The sequence below is a fragment of the Arthrobacter sp. PvP023 genome, from assembly GCF_017832975.1.
GTDB lineage: Bacteria > Actinomycetota > Actinomycetes > Actinomycetales > Micrococcaceae > Arthrobacter.
The window spans coordinates 2,116,433-2,134,774 of sequence record NZ_JAFIBI010000001.1; the positions used below are offsets into that span (position 1 = coordinate 2,116,433).

An 18,342-nucleotide genomic window follows, 5' to 3' on the forward strand; every position below is an offset into this window, starting at 1 on the left:
TCAGTGCAGCTCTTCGCCGCACCCTCCCTTGCCAGCCCGCAGTACACGACGATTGGGATCTTATGACCTCCAACGCCGAACCCGGACACAGATCCGGCAACGGACCCGTTGGTGTCTCCGGCCCCACAAAGTCACTGTGGCTGGGACTTTTGAAGCTGAGCGCGGGAGCGGCGCTGGCCGGCCTTGTGCTCGCCGGCATACCGGCCGCCATGCTCAACGGCTCCGGGGGAGTGCTGTCCAGTACTTTCGGCGGACTCCTGGTGATGGCCTTCTTCGGAATCAGCCTCCTGGTCGGCCATTTTGTCGGGCGGAACAATCCATCGGGTGCCATCGGGGTCTTCGTAGTCACCTACTTCGTCAAAGTAGTTGGTTTTGCCCTGGTGCTCTTCGTTATCGGTGCTCCCGCCTGGCTTCATGGCCGCTGGTTCCTGATCGGCGCGGTTACCGCCGTCGTATTGTGGCAGGCAGCAGAGATCTACGGATTCAGCAAGGCCCGCCTCCGGATTTATAACGACCCCCAACCCGTGAAAGACGGCAATGATGAACAGCCGTAATTCGAAGCGAAAAAACATGCGGGAAATCCCCAAATCCACCCAAGGTTCAGCAGGCGTATCTTCCGATGGCGGGGACGGCGGATACAACGCCGGCATCGCCGTCTTCAGCTACATAATTGGCGGAATCATCGTCTGGAGTTTGATAGGGTGGGGTCTGGATTATCTGTGGGGAACCCGCTGGATTGTGCTCGCAGGCGCTCTGCTTGGAGCTGCGGGAGGGTTCTATCTTTCTCATATGCACGGCCTCACCAGTAACAGAACGTCAACTGGTGAAGACAGTGCAGCCAGCGGCCCGTCCAAGGACGAGGAACAGTAATGCCTAACAATTTCACAAGGGGAAGGGCGGACACGATGATCGCCGGACCCTCACCAACGCCCAATGATGGACACTGCAGAGAGGAAACGCGTTGATCGCGCTTGCGCTCCCGGCCCAAGATTCAGGAGAGTTCAATCCTCCTGGAATTGAAGAAATGCACCTGCCGGCAATCCTGCCGTGGGGTGCGGCAGACGGATTCTCCAAGCAGATGCTGCTGGTAATCCTGTCGGTCGTCATTATCGCTACATTCTTTCTGCTAGCTGCGCGGAAGCAGCAGCTTGTTCCCGGCAAACTGCAGTTCGCAGGTGAGGCCGCCTACGGCTTCGTCCGCAACAGCATCGCCAAGGACATCATTGGCGGCAAGGACTTCATGAAGTACGTCCCGCTGTTGTTCAGCCTCTTCTTCTTCATCCTGGTGAACAACATCTACGGCGCCATCCCGCTGATCCAGCTTCCGAGCTTCTCGCACGTCGGCGGCGCCTACGTGCTGGCGGCCATCGTCTACCTGACCTGGATCGCCATTGGCGTGAAGAAGAACGGGATCAAGTACTTCAAGCTGGCCACCGTTCCCACGGGCGTGCCGGTCTACATTCTCCCGATCGTTATCCCTATCGAGATCATCTCCAACTTCCTGGTCCGCCCGGTCACGCACAGCCTCCGTCTGTTCGCCACCATGCTGGCCGGTCACCTGATCGTGATGATTGCCGGTTCCGGCATCGAGTACCTCGTCATGCAGGAGAACATCCTCCTCAAGGGCACCTCCGTACTGGTGCTCGTCGGCGCTATCGCCATGTACATGCTGGAAGCGCTGATCATGGCGCTGCAGGCTTACGTTTTCACGCTGCTGACTGCCATCTACATTGAAGGCGCTCTGCACGCGGACAGCCACTAGGCACCCACATACTTCCCCTTCGCGGGGATGAAGCAACCCAAACAACCTGCCACACGGGTGGCATCTTGAAAGGAAGAAAAATGGAAGGCTCCATCAACGGCTCCCTCAACCTCATCGGCTACGGCCTCTCCGCTATCGGCGGTGGTATCGGTGTGGGTCTCGTGTTCGCGGCTTACATCAATGGTGTGGCACGTCAGCCGGAAGCCCAGCGCGTCCTGCAGCCGATCGCATTCCTCGGCCTCGCGCTGACTGAAGCACTCGCCATCCTCGGCCTGGTCTTCGCTTTCGTTCTCTCCTAATCGTTAGAACCTAGCGAACATCCAGAACCGAGTAGATAAGGACGGGTGAAATATGAATCAGACGATCATCTCAGCCGCCACCGAAGGCACTAATCCGCTCGTTCCCAACCCTTGGGAAATGGGCGTAGTCCTGGCCGGCTTTGCTGTCCTCTTTTACATCGTGGTCAAGTTCGTTGTCCCGATGTTCGAGAAGACGTTCGCAGAGCGTGCCGAGGCTATTGAAGGTGGCATTGCCAAAGCCGAAAAGGCCCAGGCAGAGGCTTCTGCTGCACTCGAAGAGTACAAGCAGCAGCTCACCGACGCCCGTGCAGAAGCCAACCGCATCCGCGAGGAAGCCCGTGCAGAAGGCGCCCAGATCCTGGCGGACCTGAAGGAAAAGGCAGCTGCAGAGTCTGCCCGCATCACCGCCCACGCCCACGCGCAGATCGAATCCGAGCGCCAGGCAGCCGTTGTGTCCCTGCGCGCCGAAGTCGGCACGCTGGCCACCACGCTGGCAAGCCGCATCGTCGGCGAGTCACTGAGCGATGATGCACGTGCAGCCCGTGTGGTTGACCGTTTCCTGGCAGATCTGGAGAACCAGAACGCAGGTGCAGCTAAGTAATGGCAGGTGTATCGAGCGAATCGCTGACCGCGGCGCTGGTTGCGTTGGAAGCCAAGCTTCCCTTCGCTTCGCTGCAGTTGGCAAAGGAACTCTTCGGAATCCTGGGAACAGTGGACAGCTCGGCTGGCTTGCGCCGTGCCCTGACTGACCCGTCCCGCAGCGGCGACGAAAAGTCGGCACTGGTCAAGCAGCTCTTCGGTGGAAAAGTCTCCACCGATGCTGCGGAAATTGCGAGCGGACTGGCCGGTTCACGCTGGGCGTCGGCTCGGGATATCGGCGATGCACTCGAGACTCTTGCCGCTTCGGTGGTAATTGCCGTTGCTGAGAACAAGTCGGCCGTCTCTGCCTCAGGAATCACCGGACTGGAAACGCTGGAGAACGATCTGTTCGCCTTCAACCACGCCGTTGATTCCAGCCACGAGGTACAGCGTGCTCTGTCCGAGCCGCAGGCGAGCCCGGCTGCCAAGATTGCCCTCGCCGAAAAGCTCGTTCCCAATGCAAGCGAGGAAGCGAAAGTCCTTATCGGACAGGCAGTTTCGCATCCCCGTGGCCTCAAGGCGACCAACCTTGTGCGTCGGTTCGCCGAACTTGCAGCCAAGCGCCAGCAGCGCTGGATCGCAACGGTCAGCGTCACCCGTCCGCTGACGGAGTCGCAGACCGGCCGGCTGCAGGCAGGGCTGAACGCCCTGTACGGGCGCGAGCTCAAGATCAACATGAACGTTGACCCGGCACTGATCGGTGGCATCCGGATCCAGGTTGGTGATGAAGTGGTAGACGCTTCGCTGCTCACCCGCCTGGGCCAGCTCCAGCGTCAGCTTGCCGGCTAACCGGACAAGCACAACTTAACTGATAGAAACCCCGGTCATCGTGACAACGATGATCACGAAAACAGGAGAGCAGGGACTGCAGATGGCCGAATTGACCATCAACGCCGACGACGTCCGTATTGCGTTGAACGAGTTCGCGGCGTCCTACGAACCCGGAAACGCAGAGCGCGTAGAGGTCGGCCGTGTGACCACCGCAGGTGACGGCATCGCCCGTGTTGAGGGCCTTCCCTCGGTCATGGCGAACGAGTTGCTTCGTTTCGAAGACGGCACGCTGGGCCTGGCCCAGAACCTCGACGTCCGCGAAATCGGTGTCATCGTGCTCGGTGACTTCACCGGAATCGAAGAAGGCCAGGAAGTCCACCGCACGGGTCAGGTTCTGTCCGTGCCGGTTGGCGACGCCTTCCTCGGCCGCGTGGTTGACCCGCTGGGCCAGCCGATCGACGACCTCGGCGAAATCAAGGCTGAAACCACCCGTGCACTGGAACTTCAGGCGCCCGGCGTGACCCAGCGTAAGTCGGTTCACGAACCGATGCAGACCGGTCTGAAGGCTATCGACGCCATGATCCCGATCGGCCGCGGCCAGCGTCAGCTGATCATTGGCGACCGCCAGACCGGCAAGTCGGCAATCGCCATCGACACCATCATCAACCAGAAGGCCAACTGGGCTTCCGGAGATGTCACCAAGCAGGTGCGCTGCATCTACGTGGCCATCGGCCAGAAGGCGTCCACCATCGCGGCTGTTCGCCAGACGCTCGAGGATAACGGCGCACTGGAATACACCACCATCGTGGCTTCCCCCGCGTCCGACCCCGCTGGCTTCAAGTACCTGGCTCCTTACGCCGGTTCGGCTATCGGCCAGCACTGGATGTACGGCGGCAAGCACGTCCTCATCGTGTTTGATGACCTCTCCAAGCAGGCTGAGGCCTACCGTGCAGTTTCACTGCTCCTCCGCCGCCCGCCGGGACGCGAAGCCTACCCGGGCGACGTCTTCTACTTGCACTCCCGTCTGCTGGAGCGTTGTGCCAAGCTCTCCGACGAGCTGGGCGCAGGCTCGATGACCGGCCTGCCGCTCATCGAGACCAAGGCAAACGACGTCTCCGCTTACATCCCGACCAACGTGATCTCCATTACCGATGGCCAGATCTTCCTGCAGTCGGACCTCTTCAACGCCAACCAGCGTCCCGCCGTCGACGTGGGTGTCTCCGTTTCCCGCGTGGGTGGCGCAGCGCAGGTGAAGTCCATGAAGAAGGTCTCCGGTACTTTGAAGCTGGAATTGGCCCAGTACCGCGACATGCAGGCGTTCGCAATGTTCGCGTCGGACCTCGACGCCGCATCGCGCCAGCAGCTGACCCGTGGTGCACGCCTGATGGAACTGCTCAAGCAGGGCCAGTACTCGCCGTTCCCGGTCGAGAACCAGGTTGTGTCCATCTGGGCCGGTACCAACGGCTACCTGGACGACGTTCCGGTTGAGGACATCAGCCGCTTCGAGACCGAGTTCCTGGAGCACCTGAAGCACAAGTCCTCCATCCTGACGACGCTGGCACAGACCAACGTCATGGACGATGACACCGCTGAAGCACTGAAGACCTCGATCGTGGCCTTCAAGAAGGGCTTCTTCGGCGAGGGCGACAACCTCCTGGTTGGTGCGGGGCACGAGGAATACGCCCCCATCGACGAGGCGCAGGTCGACCAGGAAAAAATCGTCAAGCAGAAGCGCTAGTTTCGCTGGCAGGGACTGCCGGGACCCCCACGGGTTCCGGCAGTCCCGGCCACCGGGATCTTAGGAAAGGATAAGTATGGGAGCCCAGATTCGGGTCTACCGCCAGAAGATCAGCTCGACGACGTCGATGCGCAAGATCTTCAAGGCGATGGAACTGATCGCTACCTCGCGCATCGGCAAGGCCCGCGCACGCGTAGCGGCTTCACTGCCTTACGCAAACGCGATCACGCGTGCCGTTTCTGCTGTCGCAAGCCAGAGTGAAATCGACCACCCGCTGGTCACCGAGCCCGAGCAGATCCGCCGCGCCGCCGTCCTGGTCATCACTTCGGACCGTGGCCTCGCAGGTTCCTACTCGGCAAGTGTGCTCAAGCAGGCGGAAGGCCTCACCGAGCTGCTCCGTGAGGAAGGCAAAGAAGTCAAGACGTACGTCGTCGGCCGTAAGGCGCAGGCGTACTTCGACTTCCGCAACCGTCCCTACGCACAGGTATGGACCGGAAACACCGATTCACCGGTGTTTGCGACCGCTCAGGAAATCGGCGCAGCGCTGCTCGAGGATTTTGCCACCGCCTACGAAGAGGGAGGCGTGGACGAGATCCACGTCGTCTACACCCGCTTCAAGTCCATGGTGACGCAGGAACCGACGGTCATCCGCCTGCTTCCCCTCGAGGTCGTCGAAGAGCAGGCCGCGTCCGAATCGGACCTCCTGCCGCTCTACGAATTCGAGCCGGAAACGGAGCAGGTGCTCGATGCCCTGCTGCCGCGCTACATCGAATCACGTATCTTCGCCGCCATGTTGCAGGCAGCAGCTTCCGAGCTCGCAGCCCGTCAGCGGGCGATGAAGTCTGCCGGCGACAACGCCACGGACCTCATCAAGAAGTACACGCGTCTGCGCAACACTGCCCGCCAGGCTGAAATTACGCAGGAGCTTTCCGAAATCGTGGCCGGTGCCGACGCCTTGAACGCGTCCTAGCCGGCACGGTTGCGGATCCAGCTGTACCTGCACCAAAAGATAAACTTAACCCCCACGCCATCTACTGAGTGAAGTGAGAGAGATGACTGCCACCGCTACCGAACACGTAGCCGCAACGTCCGGTGCTACCGGCCGTATTGCACGTGTTATTGGCCCGGTTGTCGACGTCGAATTCCCGGCTGACGCAATCCCCTCGATTTACAACGCACTCACCACGGAGATTACTCTCAACGGTGAGACCAAGACCATCACGTTCGAGGTTGCCCTCCACCTGGGTGACAACCTCATTCGCGCCATCTCCCTGCAGGCCACCGACGGACTCGTCCGCGGCACCAACGTTGTGGACACCGGCTCGCCCATCACCGTGCCCGTCGGCGACGGCGTCAAGGGTCACATCTTCAACGTCCTCGGCAAGCCGCTCGACGTTGACGAGTCCGAGATCCAGGCTTCGGACCACTGGGCAATCCACCGCAAGGCTCCCGCCTTCGCAACCCTCGAAGGCTCCACCGAGATGCTGGAAACCGGCATCAAGGTGATCGACCTCCTCACCCCGTACATCAAGGGTGGAAAGATCGGCCTCTTCGGCGGTGCCGGTGTCGGTAAGACCGTGCTGATCCAGGAAATGATCACCCGTGTTGCCCGCAACTTCGGCGGCACCTCGGTGTTCGCCGGCGTCGGCGAGCGTACCCGTGAAGGTAACGACCTCTGGGTCGAAATGGAAGAGGCAGGCGTCCTCAAGGACACCGCCCTTGTATTCGGCCAGATGGATGAGCCGCCGGGAACGCGTCTGCGCGTGGCGCTGTCCGCACTGACCATGGCGGAGTACTTCCGCGATGTGCAGAACCAGGACGTGCTGCTCTTCATCGACAACATCTTCCGCTTCACGCAGGCAGGTTCCGAGGTTTCCACCCTTCTCGGCCGCATGCCGTCCGCCGTGGGTTACCAGCCGAACCTTGCCGACGAGATGGGTCTCCTCCAGGAGCGCATTACGTCCACCAAGGGCCACTCCATCACCTCGATGCAGGCCATCTACGTTCCCGCGGATGACTACACCGACCCGGCACCGGCCACCACGTTCGCACACCTCGACGCGACCACGGAACTTTCCCGTGAAATCGCTTCGCGTGGTCTGTACCCGGCCGTGGATCCGCTGACGTCGACCTCCCGAATCCTGGATCCCCAGTACATCGGCAAGGACCACTACAACACGGCTGTCCGTGTGAAGCAGATCCTGCAGAAGAACAAGGAACTCCAGGACATCATCGCCATCCTCGGCGTTGACGAACTGTCTGAAGAGGACAAGATTGTCGTGTCGCGTGCACGCCGCATCCAGCAGTTCCTCTCCCAGAACACCTACACCGCCAAGCAGTTCACCGGCGTGGAAGGCTCCACCGTTTCCATCAAGGACACGGTCGAAGGCTTCACCGCCATCTGCGACGGCGAGCTTGACCACATTGCAGAGCAGGCGTTCTTCAACGTCGGCGGCCTGGATGACGTTGAGCGCCAGTGGGCCAAGATCCAGGAACAGACCAAGTAATATGGCTGAGCTTGAGGTTGAGATTGTCGCAGCGGATCACTTCGTGTGGTCCGGAGCGGCCAAGATGGTCAAGGCCCGCACCAGCGATGGTGAAATCGGAATCCTGCCCGGCCACTCGCCCCTGCTGGCGATTCTGGCCGAGGGTGAACTGGCCATTGAGCCGGTTTCCGGTGAACGCATTGCTGTAGTTGTCGACGGCGGATTCTTCTCCGTCGACAACAACAGGGTGGTCATTGTCGCTGACAACGCCCAAATGGGTGAAGCAGCTACTGCGGGGATCCGCTAGCACGACCTTGATGAACGATCCTGGTTTTCCGTTCATCGCATTGGCAACTGTCTTTGCGTTGCTGATTTTTGCACTGTGCCTGTCCGGGGTACGCCGCTTTAACCTGCGGCGTGCCCTGGGCACAGTGGACGCCTCCATTTGCACGGCCGGAAAAGGCTGGCAGATGGGGGTTTGTCGTTATCAGGACAACGACCTTGAGTGGTTCAAGCTGCTCTCGCTCAGCGTCCGCCCCAAATACACGTTCCGGCGCAGCTCGCTGGAACTCGTGGGACGCCGTCAGCCTACTGAGGCGGAACGCGTGAAGGTCCAGCCTGACTCAGTGATCGTGGAACTTCACTACGAAGGCCAGGACGTGCTGCTGGCCATGAAGTTCGACGCCTACACAGGACTGTCCTCGTGGCTGGAAGCCGGGCCGGTCATCGGTGTGGGCACCTGGCGCTAACGCCGGTGGATCTTGTCGCTGACGTCCATCTGACCGACGGACCCGTGCTGTGGATTGCCTGGGCCGCCGGTGCCGCAGGCTTCGGCTGGCTGCTCTGGGCACGCGGACGCCGCTGGCTCCTGAGTGCCGGCGCTGCCCTCCTGCTGGCCGCCGGCGTTGTGGCCACGGTGCACTGGCTGCTGATGTACATTTTTTCGACCCTGCCCGAGAGTCTCCCGCGCGAAGTACTCGCGTGGTTTGCGGCAATGGTCTTTGCCCTTTTCCTGGGGGTGCTCCGGCTGTGGAAGCTTCGACGGTATTCTTCGCCGGAGGGATCTTCTCCGCCGGCCCGCCGGCCTGCCTGGCGGGGGAGGGCCGCCGCCGTGGCGTCGATCCTCGGCGTCCTGCTGCTAGGGGCCGTCCAGATCAACGCCTATTTCGGCCTGAACCATACAGTCAGTGATGTCATGGGCACGGCCGTAGCCAGGATCCAGCCCTTGGAAACCGGTTTGGAACGCCAGCCCGGGGCCGCCGCCCCTGCCGCCCTGGCAGCCTGGCGGCCGCCGGTGGAAATGCCCTCCGACGGCGTCGTACGGAAGGCACAGATCCCGGGCACTGATTCGGGTTTCAGCAGCCGTGAGGCGTACGTCTACCTGCCGCCGGCCTACCAGGCCGTGCCCCGCCCAGCGCTCCCCGTCCTGGTCCTCTTTTCCGGACAGCCCGGAGGGCCGGCCGATTGGCTTACAGGAGGGGCCCTGCGCAGCCGGATGGACCGCTTCGCAGCGGACCACAACGGCGTGGCGCCGGTTGTCGTGGTGGTGGATCCCAACGGAACAGCATCGGCCAATACTCTCTGCATGGATAGCCGCATAGCCAAGGCTGATACGTTTCTTGCCCGGGATGTACCGCGCTGGATCGAGCAGACCCTGGACGTTTCCGCGGACCACCGGCAGTGGGCTGCGGGCGGATTTTCCTTTGGTGCCACCTGCGCGCTGCAGATGGGAACACGCCATCCCGGCATCTACGCCTCTGTCCTTGCGTTCTCGAGCGAACGTGAGCCGGCGCTCGCGAAGGAGCGGCAGAAGACCATCGACGCCTCGTTCGGCGGCGATGTTGCAGCCTTTGATGAGCAGACTCCCTTGAACATCATGGCTAGAACGCGGTTTGAGGGTCACTCCGTCTATTTCGGCGCCGGTGCAAGGGATCCGGAATTCCTTGCCTACATGGATGAGCTTTCCGCAGCGGCCCGGCGGGCAGGCTTCTCCGTTCATGCTGAGCCGGTGGCCAACACCGGCCATTCCTGGGAGGCGGCGTCCAAGGCCCTTCCGGCTGCCCTGGATTTCCTGTCATCACGATGGGGAATCGCGCCATGAACGGGCAATCGAACCCTGCCCAGGTGATCGACAGAAAGGGCTCCGTGCCGGACGGCGGCGTCAGGTGGGCTGACGTTGCGCTTCGGGCCCTGCGCCGCACGCAGCAGCATTTCAAGGCCGTGCCGTTCACCCTGGCTGTCCTTGGCCTGTTCCTTGGCGCGGGCGCGGCAACCAACAGCTTCCTGTCCGGGCCTCCGGAAGCACTTCTTGACGTGGCCTCGGTGCACGCGACCGCCTTGAAGGACGGCCGCTGGTGGTCCATGTTTACCTCGCTCTTCTTCGCCACGAACCCGGCGGCGTACCTCACGGCCGCAACAATGGTCCTGCTGTTCCTGGGCCTGGCCGAGCGCAGGCTGGGGACACTGCGGACCGCGGCGTTCTTCTTCGGCGGGCAGTTCGCGGCCGTCTCACTGTTTCTGCTGGTTACCCAGCTCGCCCGCTTCGCCGGGGACGGCTGGCTGGGCCTGATGGTGGATGCCCGGCTCATTGGCCCCTACGCAGCTGTGCTGGCGGCCGTGCTGGGGGCCAGCGGCCTCGCGCCCACCCTGTGGCAACGGCGCCTTCGTACGGGCATTGTGTCAGCGTCGCTGCTCCTCGTCCTCTACGTCGGGCATCCGGAGACCGTGGTCGGTTTCCTGGGTGCCCTGGCGGGGCTTGCCGCCGGGTGGTGGATCCAGAGCGACCAGGGAACCCTCCACCGGCACCGCTCCACCGGCCGCGAGACGCGTAACCTTCTGGCCCTGATCGTGGGGATTTTTGCCGTCGGACCCATCCTGACCGCCGCCGTCCGCAGCCCCACCGGGCCGCTGGCGCTGCTGCGGGACGTCGTCCTTAATCCGTTGCCCACCCTGAGCCAGCTGGAGCAGAACTGCGGCGGCACTGTGGACGTGAGCTGCCTGGAAATCGGGCGGACGGGGTTTGCCGGACCGCTGGGCCTTGCGCTGGCCGTGGTGCCCGTACTGCTCCTGCTGATCTGCGCGGACGGCCTCCGGCGTGGCCGCAGGCTTGCCTGGCGGATCACCATCGGTGTCCAGCTGGCCGTCACGGCATTGTCTGCCGTGTACCTCACGCTGTTTGCCCGGATACCCCACTACCCGTCACGGCCGCACACGGCCGTCATGGGCTCAGGATTCGTCCACGTGCTCCCGCTCGTGGCTGTTCCGATGCTCCTCATGCTGCTGCTGTGGATTAATCGGCGCCAGTTCCGTGTGGAAACTTCGGCAAGAGGACGGCGTACCCTCACCCGGGTGCTGGCAGGAACCTGGCTTGCACTTGCCGGTACCTACACCGTGGCGTGGCTGGGAGCCGGCGGAATGGAACGTGACGGCGGACTGTCCGGGCTCGCGGCGGAGCTGGCACGCCAGTACCTTCCGGTTCCCATCCCCAGCCTCTACAACCGCATCTTCCAGGACCGGCAGTCGGTGGAGGCCTTCCTGTTTGCCTATTCCGGCATCGCGTTCTGGGCGGTGGCACTGGCGGGCGTGTGGGTGGTGTTGCTGGGGCGGCACCACGGTGCCGGCGCGGGTGTCGAGGAGAGGGATGTGGCCCGCCGGCTGGTGCGCCGCGGCGGCGACTCGCTGTCCTGGATGGCGCTCTGGGAACCCAACAAATACTGGTTCACACCCGGCGGCGATGCCGGTGTGGCCTACCAGCAGCATGGCAGTGTTGCCCTCACGCTGGGCGGTCCGTTCGGAGACCCGGCGCTGCGGGAGGAAGCCGCTGCCGGATTCATGCAGTATTGCGCCGAGCATGCGCTGGTGCCGTGCTTTTATTCCTGCACCGACGAGCTGTGGCCCATGCTGCACTCCCGTGCGTTCGGCCGGGTTGCCGTAGCTCAGGAGACGCGGCTGGCCGTCAGGGAGCTCGAGTTCAAAGGCAAAGAATGGCAAAACGTCCGTACCGCACTGAACCGTGCGCGAAAGACCGGCGTCACGGCCGTCTGGGGACGCTACAGCGGGTTGCCTGCGGCGCTGCGCGCCCAGCTCCTCGAGGTATCCGAGGAATGGGCTGCGCAGAAATCCGTTCCGGAAATGGGATTTACGCTCGGCGGCATGGACGAGCTGATGGATGACGACGTGCTGTGCTGCGTCGCTGTCGACCCTGACGGAGTGGTGCATGGCGTGACCAGCTGGCTCCCGGTATATGAGGAGGGACGCGTGGTCAGCTGGACGCTCGATTTCATGCGCCGGCGGGAGGACGGATTACCCGGAGTCATGGAGTTCCTGATTGCCTCCGCAGTGCTTGAGCTGCGAAATTCGGTTGAAGTTATTTCCCTCTCCGGCTCACCCCTGGCTAAGGAGCCCGAGGAAGCGGCAGTATCCGACGCACCTCGGGATACAGACCAGGAAACCGGCCGGGACACGGACCAGGAGCCGGACCGGGGGAGCGGGCGGGAGCCCGAGGCCCTCACCGCGATCCTTGATGTGGTGGGGCGGGCACTCGAGCCGGTGTACGGCTTCCGCTCCCTGGCCACTTTCAAATCCAGGTTCAAGCCTGATTACCGCACGCTCTACCTTTACTACCAGGACCCCCTGCAACTGCCCGCGATCGGCCGGGCACTAAGCCGTGCCTATCTGCCGGGCCTTTCGGTCCGTCAGAGCGCACGACTGCTGAGGACGATGGTCCGCTAATTCCGTAAAGCCGGTCGAAGTTTATGGGCATCATGATTTCAGATTCCGAAAACATTTGTGACAAGCAACAATGCGTCGAAGGGGCCAAAGGAAAATGCCCAAAAAATGATCCCCGGCACTAATACCGGGGATCACTAATTCGCAGGACGCCGCTGACAGGCGGCAATCCGACGAGGGACTAGACCAGAGTTACGCCGGTAGCCTGGGGGCCCTTGGCGCCCTGGCCGATCTCGAACTGAACGCGCTGGTTCTCGTCGAGGGTCTTGAATCCGCCGGTCTGGATCTCAGAGTAGTGAACGAAGACATCACCATCGGAGTCATCCGGGGTAATGAAGCCGAAGCCTTTTTCAGCGTTGAACCACTTGACGGTTCCCTGTGCCATTTATTTCTCCTCATTATGGAACTTGGTTAAGCTCGGCACACTTCGTGCCGTGCTTGGTCACTCCGCGAGAAGAATCCTGGCTTGCCGCCCGGTGGTACCGGACACTAGCTGACGAAGCTTCGCGCTCGCAACATGTCTTGCGAGCATGAAAAACACCTACACAAAGACTTATATAAGAATTTCACGTGGGTTGCGTCAGGTCAACGGGCAAAAGAGGGAATTCGATAAATTTTGCGTAAAGCCCTCGTGAACCGCTTCGTTATGACAGTGCACCGGGCTAGTGACCGGCCGCCTATTTAGAAGAGGCGCGATTCGCTATCATCCACGCCGCGCATGGCGTCGTAGTCCAGGGTGACGCAGTCGATGCCGCGGTCGTTGGCCAGCACCTTGGCCTGCGGCTTGATCTGCTGGGCGGCGAAGATGCCTCGGACCGGTGCCAGCAGCGGATCCCGGTTGAGAAGCTCAAGGTAGCGGGTCAGCTGTTCGACTCCGTCGATATCGCCGCGCCTTTTCAGCTCAATGGCCACCGTGGCGCCGTCGGCGTCCCTGGCGAGGATGTCCACGGGGCCAATGGCGGTGAAATACTCGCGCCGGATCAGGGAAAATCCGGTGCCGAGTCGCTCAATCTGGTCAGCCAGCAGCCTCTGCAGGTCGGCCTCGACGCCGTCCTTGATGAGGCCCGGATCCTGGCCTAGCTCATGGGACGTATCGTGCAGCTGCTCGTGGATGTTGATGATGAGCCGGTCATCTGTCTTCGCGGACTGGACGGTCCACTGTTCAGTGACGCCGAGCTCCAGGTCCACTTCGTCGGGAGTGGAGACCCTCAGGCTGGCCGGAGGGCTCATCCAGTTCAGCGGCTTGTAGGAGCCGCCGTCGGAGTGCACCAGCACGGACCCGTCCGCCTTGACCAGCAGAAGCCGGGTGGCAAGGGGGAGATGGGCCTTGAGGCGGCCGACGTAATCAACAGAACAACGGGCTATGACTAAACGCACCCGGTAAACACTACCTTCTGGGCGCCGCACAGCGACAGCATGCGACAGCACAGTTCGCCTGCTGGGGCAGAATGGAAGCATGCCCCGTTCCAACCGCCCCCGCCGTGCCGCCTCCGGAAAACTGGGGCAGGCCAGTCGCAAGCACGCGGCGGGCCCCGTGCCGGAGCTGGATCTTGAGCGTGCCCGGTCGGGGATAGCACGGCGGGAGAGCGCGCCCGACGGCGAATGGATGGTCCGCACCATGACGGCCAAACGTGCCGAAAAGGCCTACATCTGCCCGGGTTGCTCAACTGCAGTCCTCCCCGGGGTGGAGCACCTGGTGGTCTGGGCGGAGGACCACCTCTTCGGCGCGGCCGCGGGCCTTGCGGAGCGCCGGCACTGGCACTCCAACTGCTGGACGTCACGCACGTACCGCTATCGCTAAGCTGTTGGTCATGACTTTTGACCCGGCGTCGTTCGTATTCAGCCAGCCTTCCGCAGCAACCGCCATCCGGGCTTCAACAGTCCTCCCGGCCCGCCGGGAAAACATCGAATTACGCACCGAGGACGGTCACGTCCTCGTCGGCGAGCTGGCTGTCCCGGAATCGGGCGGGATCAACGCCACGCTGATCACGCTGCATCCCCTTCCCACCCACGGCGGCTTCATGGACTCGCACGTGTACCGCAAGGCCTCCTACCGGTTGCCGGCACTCGCCGGCGTCGCCGTCCTCAGGTTCAACACCAGGGGAACCAGTTCGCCCCGCGGCACCAGCGAGGGCCGGTTCGAGGAGGGTGTCGGCGAACGGCTCGACGTCGAGGCGGCGGTCCGGTTCGCAGCGTCCAGGAACCTGCCCAACCGCTGGCTGGTGGGCTGGTCGTTCGGAACGGAACTGGCGCTGATGTACGGCGCAACGGAGCCGGTGGCATCCCTGGTGGAAGGTGCCGTGCTGCTTTCACCTCCGCTGCACCGTGCCACCGACGCGCACCTGCGGGAGTGGGCAGCCGCAGGGAAGCCCCTGAAGGTGCTGGTTCCCGAGCACGACGACTACCTCCAGCCTGCGGCCGCTGAGGAGCGCTTCAGCCTGGTGCCGCAGGCCGAGGTTGTGGGGGTCGACGGCGCCAAGCACCTGTGGGTGGGGGAGAAATACGCCGCCCGCGTGCTCAACGAAATCGTGGACGAGGTCACGGCGCGGGGCGCTGGTCCCGACGGCCTGCCACAGGAATGGAACGGGCCCGTGGCCTCGGCGGCGCCGTAAGCCCCGGCGCTAGTGCTTGTCCTGGCGGACGATGAAGATTTCCTTCACGAGCAGCATGACCGCGGCGGCGGTGGGAATGGCGATAAGGGCGCCGAGGACGCCGAGCAGGCTGCCTCCGGCGATCACCGAGATGACAGCCACAGCGCCCGGCACGGCCACAGCCTTTTGCATGATGCGGGGCGAGATGAAGTAGGCCTCGAACTGCAGGTAGGCAAAGTAGCAAATAGCGTAGACAAGGGCGGTCTGCCAGCCTGCGGTCAGTGCGATCAGCGTGACCACTACGCCCGCAATCATTCCGCCGACCAGGGGGATGAACGCCAGCAGGGCCACAACGAACGCCAGCAGCACGGCAAAGGGGACGCCGACGATGGACATCACGATGAACGCAAACGTCGCGTTAAGGAGGGCTACGCAGGCCTGGCCGATGACGTAGTTACCCACTGACCCGGTGATCTCTTCCGAAAGCGCTTCCACCCGGGCCCGGCGGGAGCGGGGCGCGAGCCGGTACCCCCACTTCTTCATGGCGGGGAGTGCAGCAAGGAAGTAAAGGCTGAGCACGAGGACGATGAGGGTTCCGAAGAGTCCGTTGGCCACCGTGGATCCAAAGCCCACGACGCCGCCGAAGATGCCACCCATGGCATCCGGATTATTGACGAACTTTTCCAGCTCCTGCGTAATGCGTTCCCGCACGCCGAACTGGTCGTCAACACTGCGGAAGAAATCCGAGTCAATGAAGTCCTGGATCCAGCGGGGTGCCTCCTGCACGATCTGGGTCACCTGCTGGACGATGGTGGGGATCAGCGTGGCGAAGAAGCCGGCGACGGCCGAGACGAGGACCGTGACCGACACCAGGATGCCGATGGGCCGGGGAAGCTTGCGGCCTTCAAGCCAGCGCACCACCGGATCCAGGCCCAACGCGATGAAGAGCGCGGTCACAATCCAGAGCAGGAGCTGCGTGGTGTTGGACCCGATCCAATACACGAGCAGGGCCAGGCCGACGCCCACGGTGCCCATGAAGCCCATATATAAGGGATGCTGTGACGACATCCGAGGCCCCGGATGTCCAAAGCGGGTGCCGGTCTCGGTTTCGGGAGTCGTGGCGTCTTCGTCGAAGTCGGGCGGCATTTCGAAGCGGAGCCGGGGCTGCGCTCCGGGAAGGGGCGTCCGCAGCCTGCGCAGCAATGCCGCGGCCAGGCCCGGCAGCACCGGTTTGCGCTCGTGCTGCGAACTGCCCGGGACACTGTCGCGGGTACCGGATCCGGGCGTGGCTTCCTGTCCTGGGGTGGACGAATCCGTGTGTTCAGTCACTGCGTTTTTGGGCCCTTTACCGTCTGTGGCGCCGCTGCTGCGGGACCGTGTGATGATCATCGCAAACACTATCAGCAGGCCTGTCAGCGCCCCGTTTTCCCCTTGGCGAGCCCGGTTGCCCTAGGCTGGGAACCAAGCTCCGATCTGACTCATTGGTAACAAAATGGTTACTATTGAAAGTAAACCCCCGCTGATGATAGGTATCCCTTTGCGTTTCAAGACTGCAGTTGCACTAGTGCTGCTCGGCCTCCTGACACTGCTGGCCGGCGTAGGACAGAAGACCATCTGGGCTCCGGCCGAGACCGTGACAGCCTCGGCGCCTTCCGACGGCACCGCCGCACCACTGACCGTTATCGACCAGAAATTGCGGACCCTTCACGGGGGTACGGTCAAGATCAATGTCAAGGGCGAAGGCAGCTTCATGCTGGCAGCAGGCCGTCCTGACGACGTCGACGCCTGGGTGGGCAAGACAGCCCACAACACGGTCTCCGGAGTCTCCGAAGACAGCAAATCGCTCCAGCTGACACACACGGACGGCGAAGCAACCGCGCCGTCGCCCGCCGGCTCCGATCTCTGGGTTACCACCGAGAACGCCAGCGGCGAACTGAACTACACCTGGAGCGCCCCGGCAGACGGCGAGTGGTCGCTGCTGTTGGCCTCGGACGGCACCAAGCCGGCACCGTCGTCCATCTCCATGACATTCCCCAATGACACGTCCACTCCGTGGGCCGTGCCGTTGATGGTGCTCGGCGGCCTCCTGATGCTGGCCGGACTGGCGCTGCTGGTGATCAAGCCCAAGGGCGGCAGGCCCGCCGGAGTTGGCGGGGACGACGCCGGCGAATCCCTGAAGGACAAGCTTGTCCGCCGTGCACGCGCAGCCCGCCCGGCCGGCAAGCCGGCGCCTGACGCTTCCTCGCCCGTTGAGTCACCCGCTGAGTCGCCTGGGGAAAAGCGGCCCGGCACCGCCACCTTCAGCCCGACGCGCGCGGGAGTGGCCATGGCCGCCCTTGCCGCAACCATCGTGGCCGGAACCGGCGTAGCTGCCCAGGCAGCCACAAGCCCCGCGCCGTCGCCGTCGTCCAGTGAGTCCGCCGCCGCGGACGCCGCCCCCGACGCACCGGTGCTGCTGGATGCCCAGTTCCGCCGCATCCTGGAACAGGTTTCCAGCACTGTGGACGCCGGCGACGCCGCCAAGGATGCGGCCAAGCTCAAGCCCCGCGTGGACCGCACGGAGCTTGAGGTGCGCACCCAGAACTATAAGATCCGCTCACAGGTGGGCGCCTACGAGGCACGCATGCCCGTCCGCGCCACCAAGCTGCTGACCACCGTTGTCACCAGCAAGCGTGCCTGGCCCCGCTCGGTCATGGCCGTCACCCAGGGCGAGGGCAACGTTGTGCCCCAGCTGCTGACCCTCGTGCAGAAGTCCCCCCGCGAAAACTACAAGCTCGTGCAAACCAGCCCGCTGCAGCCGGGCACCACGTTCCCCGCCATTGGACGCACCGGAACGGAAACCCTTGCCGCTGACGACAAGTCGGGCCTGCTTTACAGCGGCCAGGAAGCCCTTGCCGGGCTGGGCGACCGCCTGACCAAGGCAGATTCGACATTCAAGGACAAGCTCGTGGAGGGCCAGTCCTCGCCGTACATCGCCGATACCCTGGCCTACCAGGCCGATGTGGCCAAGACGGGCGTCAACGGCAACTTCAGCTTCACGCACAAGGTGGTCCCCGAGGACACTGTGGTATTCCGCACCGCGGACGGCGGCGCCCTGGTTCTTGGCCGTTTGAACTTCGCGTTCGACGGCACACCCAAGGCTGAGGGCGACAAGCTCGCGATCGGTGACGACGCAGCCGTGCTGGCCGGTGGCAAGGAAACGAGCTCCGGCATGGTGCTCAACTTCGCCGAATCAGCGGCCGTGTACATCCCGCCGGCCGGATCCAAGGACCCGATGAAGCTCGTGGCCGCCACCCGCGGACTCGTGGGGGCCAGCTTCAAGTAGCCC

At 63.1% G+C, this 18,342-nt stretch carries 19 protein-coding genes; 16 read left to right on the plus strand and 3 right to left on the minus strand.

Annotation, left to right across the window (positions count from 1 at the left end; all coding sequences use genetic code 11):
• The first annotated feature begins 62 nt into the window (after positions 1 to 62).
• The 13 genes from JOE31_RS09705 (at position 63) to JOE31_RS09765 (ending at position 12,426) form a co-directional block, all read left to right on the plus strand.
• Positions 63 to 554, plus strand: a complete 492-nt coding sequence (locus JOE31_RS09705) for a hypothetical protein (RefSeq protein ID WP_209743676.1) — start codon at positions 63 to 65, stop codon at positions 552 to 554.
• Positions 555 to 570: 16 nt separating this feature from the next.
• Positions 571 to 870 carry a hypothetical protein gene (locus JOE31_RS09710; RefSeq protein ID WP_011692453.1) on the plus strand — a complete coding sequence of 100 codons (300 nt, stop codon included), beginning with the start codon at positions 571 to 573 and terminating at the stop codon, positions 868 to 870.
• Between the two features lie 91 nt (positions 871 to 961).
• Positions 962 to 1,762 (plus strand): F0F1 ATP synthase subunit A, encoded by an 801-nt coding sequence (gene atpB / locus JOE31_RS09715; RefSeq protein WP_011692452.1) that lies wholly within the window; start codon positions 962 to 964, stop codon positions 1,760 to 1,762.
• 80 nt (positions 1,763 to 1,842) lie between these two features.
• Positions 1,843 to 2,061, plus strand: coding sequence for an ATP synthase F0 subunit C (gene atpE / locus JOE31_RS09720; RefSeq protein WP_011692451.1), 219 nt, complete (start codon positions 1,843 to 1,845; stop codon positions 2,059 to 2,061).
• 52 nt (positions 2,062 to 2,113) lie between these two features.
• The gene (locus JOE31_RS09725) at positions 2,114 to 2,662 is read left to right on the plus strand and encodes a F0F1 ATP synthase subunit B (protein WP_011692450.1); all 549 of its coding nucleotides are present in this window, start codon (positions 2,114 to 2,116) and stop codon (positions 2,660 to 2,662) included.
• Positions 2,662 to 3,489: a F0F1 ATP synthase subunit delta gene (locus JOE31_RS09730; protein WP_209743678.1), complete on the plus strand. Its 828-nt coding sequence runs from the start codon at positions 2,662 to 2,664 to the stop codon at positions 3,487 to 3,489. The genes JOE31_RS09725 and JOE31_RS09730 overlap by 1 nt, the downstream gene beginning before the upstream one ends.
• Before the next feature lie 82 nt (positions 3,490 to 3,571).
• Positions 3,572 to 5,209 carry a F0F1 ATP synthase subunit alpha gene (atpA, locus tag JOE31_RS09735; RefSeq protein ID WP_011692448.1) on the plus strand — a complete coding sequence of 546 codons (1,638 nt, stop codon included), beginning with the start codon at positions 3,572 to 3,574 and terminating at the stop codon, positions 5,207 to 5,209.
• Positions 5,210 to 5,285: 76 nt separating this feature from the next.
• The gene (locus JOE31_RS09740) at positions 5,286 to 6,179 is read left to right on the plus strand and encodes a F0F1 ATP synthase subunit gamma (protein WP_011692447.1); all 894 of its coding nucleotides are present in this window, start codon (positions 5,286 to 5,288) and stop codon (positions 6,177 to 6,179) included.
• An 82-nt stretch (positions 6,180 to 6,261) separates the two neighbouring features.
• A complete protein-coding gene (atpD, locus tag JOE31_RS09745; protein ID WP_209743680.1) occupies positions 6,262 to 7,716 on the plus strand; it encodes a F0F1 ATP synthase subunit beta in 1,455 nt (484 codons plus the stop codon).
• A 1-nt stretch (position 7,717) separates the two neighbouring features.
• Positions 7,718 to 8,002 carry a F0F1 ATP synthase subunit epsilon gene (locus JOE31_RS09750; RefSeq protein ID WP_011692445.1) on the plus strand — a complete coding sequence of 95 codons (285 nt, stop codon included), beginning with the start codon at positions 7,718 to 7,720 and terminating at the stop codon, positions 8,000 to 8,002.
• Between the two features lie 10 nt (positions 8,003 to 8,012).
• On the plus strand, positions 8,013 to 8,444 hold the full coding sequence (locus tag JOE31_RS09755; protein WP_209743682.1) for a DUF2550 domain-containing protein: 432 nt from the start codon (positions 8,013 to 8,015) through the stop codon (positions 8,442 to 8,444).
• 5 nt (positions 8,445 to 8,449) lie between these two features.
• Positions 8,450 to 9,796 (plus strand): alpha/beta hydrolase family protein, encoded by a 1,347-nt coding sequence (locus JOE31_RS09760; RefSeq protein WP_209743685.1) that lies wholly within the window; start codon positions 8,450 to 8,452, stop codon positions 9,794 to 9,796.
• Positions 9,793 to 12,426 carry a bifunctional lysylphosphatidylglycerol flippase/synthetase MprF gene (locus JOE31_RS09765; protein ID WP_245199104.1) on the plus strand — a complete coding sequence of 878 codons (2,634 nt, stop codon included), beginning with the start codon at positions 9,793 to 9,795 and terminating at the stop codon, positions 12,424 to 12,426. Before JOE31_RS09760 ends, JOE31_RS09765 begins: the two co-directional genes overlap by 4 nt.
• Before the next feature lie 178 nt (positions 12,427 to 12,604).
• Here the strand turns inward: JOE31_RS09765 and JOE31_RS09770 are convergent, their stop codons facing one another.
• Both JOE31_RS09770 and nucS read right to left on the minus strand, forming a co-directional pair.
• Complete coding sequence (locus tag JOE31_RS09770) at positions 12,605 to 12,808, minus strand: cold-shock protein (protein WP_011692441.1); 204 nt, start codon at positions 12,806 to 12,808, stop codon at positions 12,605 to 12,607.
• A 296-nt stretch (positions 12,809 to 13,104) separates the two neighbouring features.
• Entirely contained in the window at positions 13,105 to 13,800 is a 696-nt protein-coding gene (nucS, locus tag JOE31_RS09775; RefSeq protein ID WP_011692440.1) for an endonuclease NucS, read from the minus strand.
• Positions 13,801 to 13,879: 79 nt separating this feature from the next.
• Here nucS and JOE31_RS09780 point away from each other — a divergent pair, with 79 nt between their 5' ends.
• Both JOE31_RS09780 and JOE31_RS09785 read left to right on the plus strand, forming a co-directional pair.
• Positions 13,880 to 14,224 (plus strand): hypothetical protein, encoded by a 345-nt coding sequence (locus JOE31_RS09780; RefSeq protein ID WP_043482553.1) that lies wholly within the window; start codon positions 13,880 to 13,882, stop codon positions 14,222 to 14,224.
• Between the two features lie 10 nt (positions 14,225 to 14,234).
• Positions 14,235 to 15,035 (plus strand): alpha/beta hydrolase, encoded by an 801-nt coding sequence (locus JOE31_RS09785; protein WP_209743687.1) that lies wholly within the window; start codon positions 14,235 to 14,237, stop codon positions 15,033 to 15,035.
• 9 nt (positions 15,036 to 15,044) lie between these two features.
• Here the strand turns inward: JOE31_RS09785 and JOE31_RS09790 are convergent, their stop codons facing one another.
• Complete coding sequence (locus JOE31_RS09790) at positions 15,045 to 16,241, minus strand: AI-2E family transporter (protein ID WP_209748309.1); 1,197 nt, start codon at positions 16,239 to 16,241, stop codon at positions 15,045 to 15,047.
• A gap of 295 nt (positions 16,242 to 16,536) precedes the next feature.
• Between JOE31_RS09790 and JOE31_RS09795 the strand changes: the two genes are divergently transcribed.
• The gene (locus JOE31_RS09795; RefSeq protein ID WP_209743688.1) at positions 16,537 to 18,339 is read left to right on the plus strand and encodes a hypothetical protein; all 1,803 of its coding nucleotides are present in this window, start codon (positions 16,537 to 16,539) and stop codon (positions 18,337 to 18,339) included.
• The last annotated feature ends 3 nt before the right edge of the window (positions 18,340 to 18,342 follow it).

What these genes read in the sequence shown, in the direction of transcription:
- JOE31_RS09770 (WP_011692441.1), bottom strand. Translation starts at nt 12,808, where the DNA reads ATGGCACAGGGAACCGTCAAGTGGTTCAACGCTGAAAAAGGCTTCGGC.
- atpE (WP_011692451.1), top strand. Translation starts at nt 1,843, where the DNA reads ATGGAAGGCTCCATCAACGGCTCCCTCAACCTCATCGGCTACGGCCTC.
- JOE31_RS09725 (WP_011692450.1), top strand. Translation starts at nt 2,114, where the DNA reads ATGAATCAGACGATCATCTCAGCCGCCACCGAAGGCACTAATCCGCTC.
- JOE31_RS09750 (WP_011692445.1), top strand. Translation starts at nt 7,718, where the DNA reads ATGGCTGAGCTTGAGGTTGAGATTGTCGCAGCGGATCACTTCGTGTGG.
- JOE31_RS09730 (WP_209743678.1), top strand. Translation starts at nt 2,662, where the DNA reads ATGGCAGGTGTATCGAGCGAATCGCTGACCGCGGCGCTGGTTGCGTTG.
- JOE31_RS09780 (WP_043482553.1), top strand. Translation starts at nt 13,880, where the DNA reads ATGCCCCGTTCCAACCGCCCCCGCCGTGCCGCCTCCGGAAAACTGGGG.
- atpD (WP_209743680.1), top strand. Translation starts at nt 6,262, where the DNA reads ATGACTGCCACCGCTACCGAACACGTAGCCGCAACGTCCGGTGCTACC.
- JOE31_RS09710 (WP_011692453.1), top strand. Translation starts at nt 571, where the DNA reads ATGCGGGAAATCCCCAAATCCACCCAAGGTTCAGCAGGCGTATCTTCC.
- JOE31_RS09740 (WP_011692447.1), top strand. Translation starts at nt 5,286, where the DNA reads ATGGGAGCCCAGATTCGGGTCTACCGCCAGAAGATCAGCTCGACGACG.
- JOE31_RS09795 (WP_209743688.1), top strand. Translation starts at nt 16,537, where the DNA reads ATGATAGGTATCCCTTTGCGTTTCAAGACTGCAGTTGCACTAGTGCTG.
- JOE31_RS09785 (WP_209743687.1), top strand. Translation starts at nt 14,235, where the DNA reads ATGACTTTTGACCCGGCGTCGTTCGTATTCAGCCAGCCTTCCGCAGCA.
- JOE31_RS09705 (WP_209743676.1), top strand. Translation starts at nt 63, where the DNA reads ATGACCTCCAACGCCGAACCCGGACACAGATCCGGCAACGGACCCGTT.
- JOE31_RS09765 (WP_245199104.1), top strand. Translation starts at nt 9,793, where the DNA reads ATGAACGGGCAATCGAACCCTGCCCAGGTGATCGACAGAAAGGGCTCC.
- atpA (WP_011692448.1), top strand. Translation starts at nt 3,572, where the DNA reads ATGGCCGAATTGACCATCAACGCCGACGACGTCCGTATTGCGTTGAAC.
- JOE31_RS09755 (WP_209743682.1), top strand. Translation starts at nt 8,013, where the DNA reads ATGAACGATCCTGGTTTTCCGTTCATCGCATTGGCAACTGTCTTTGCG.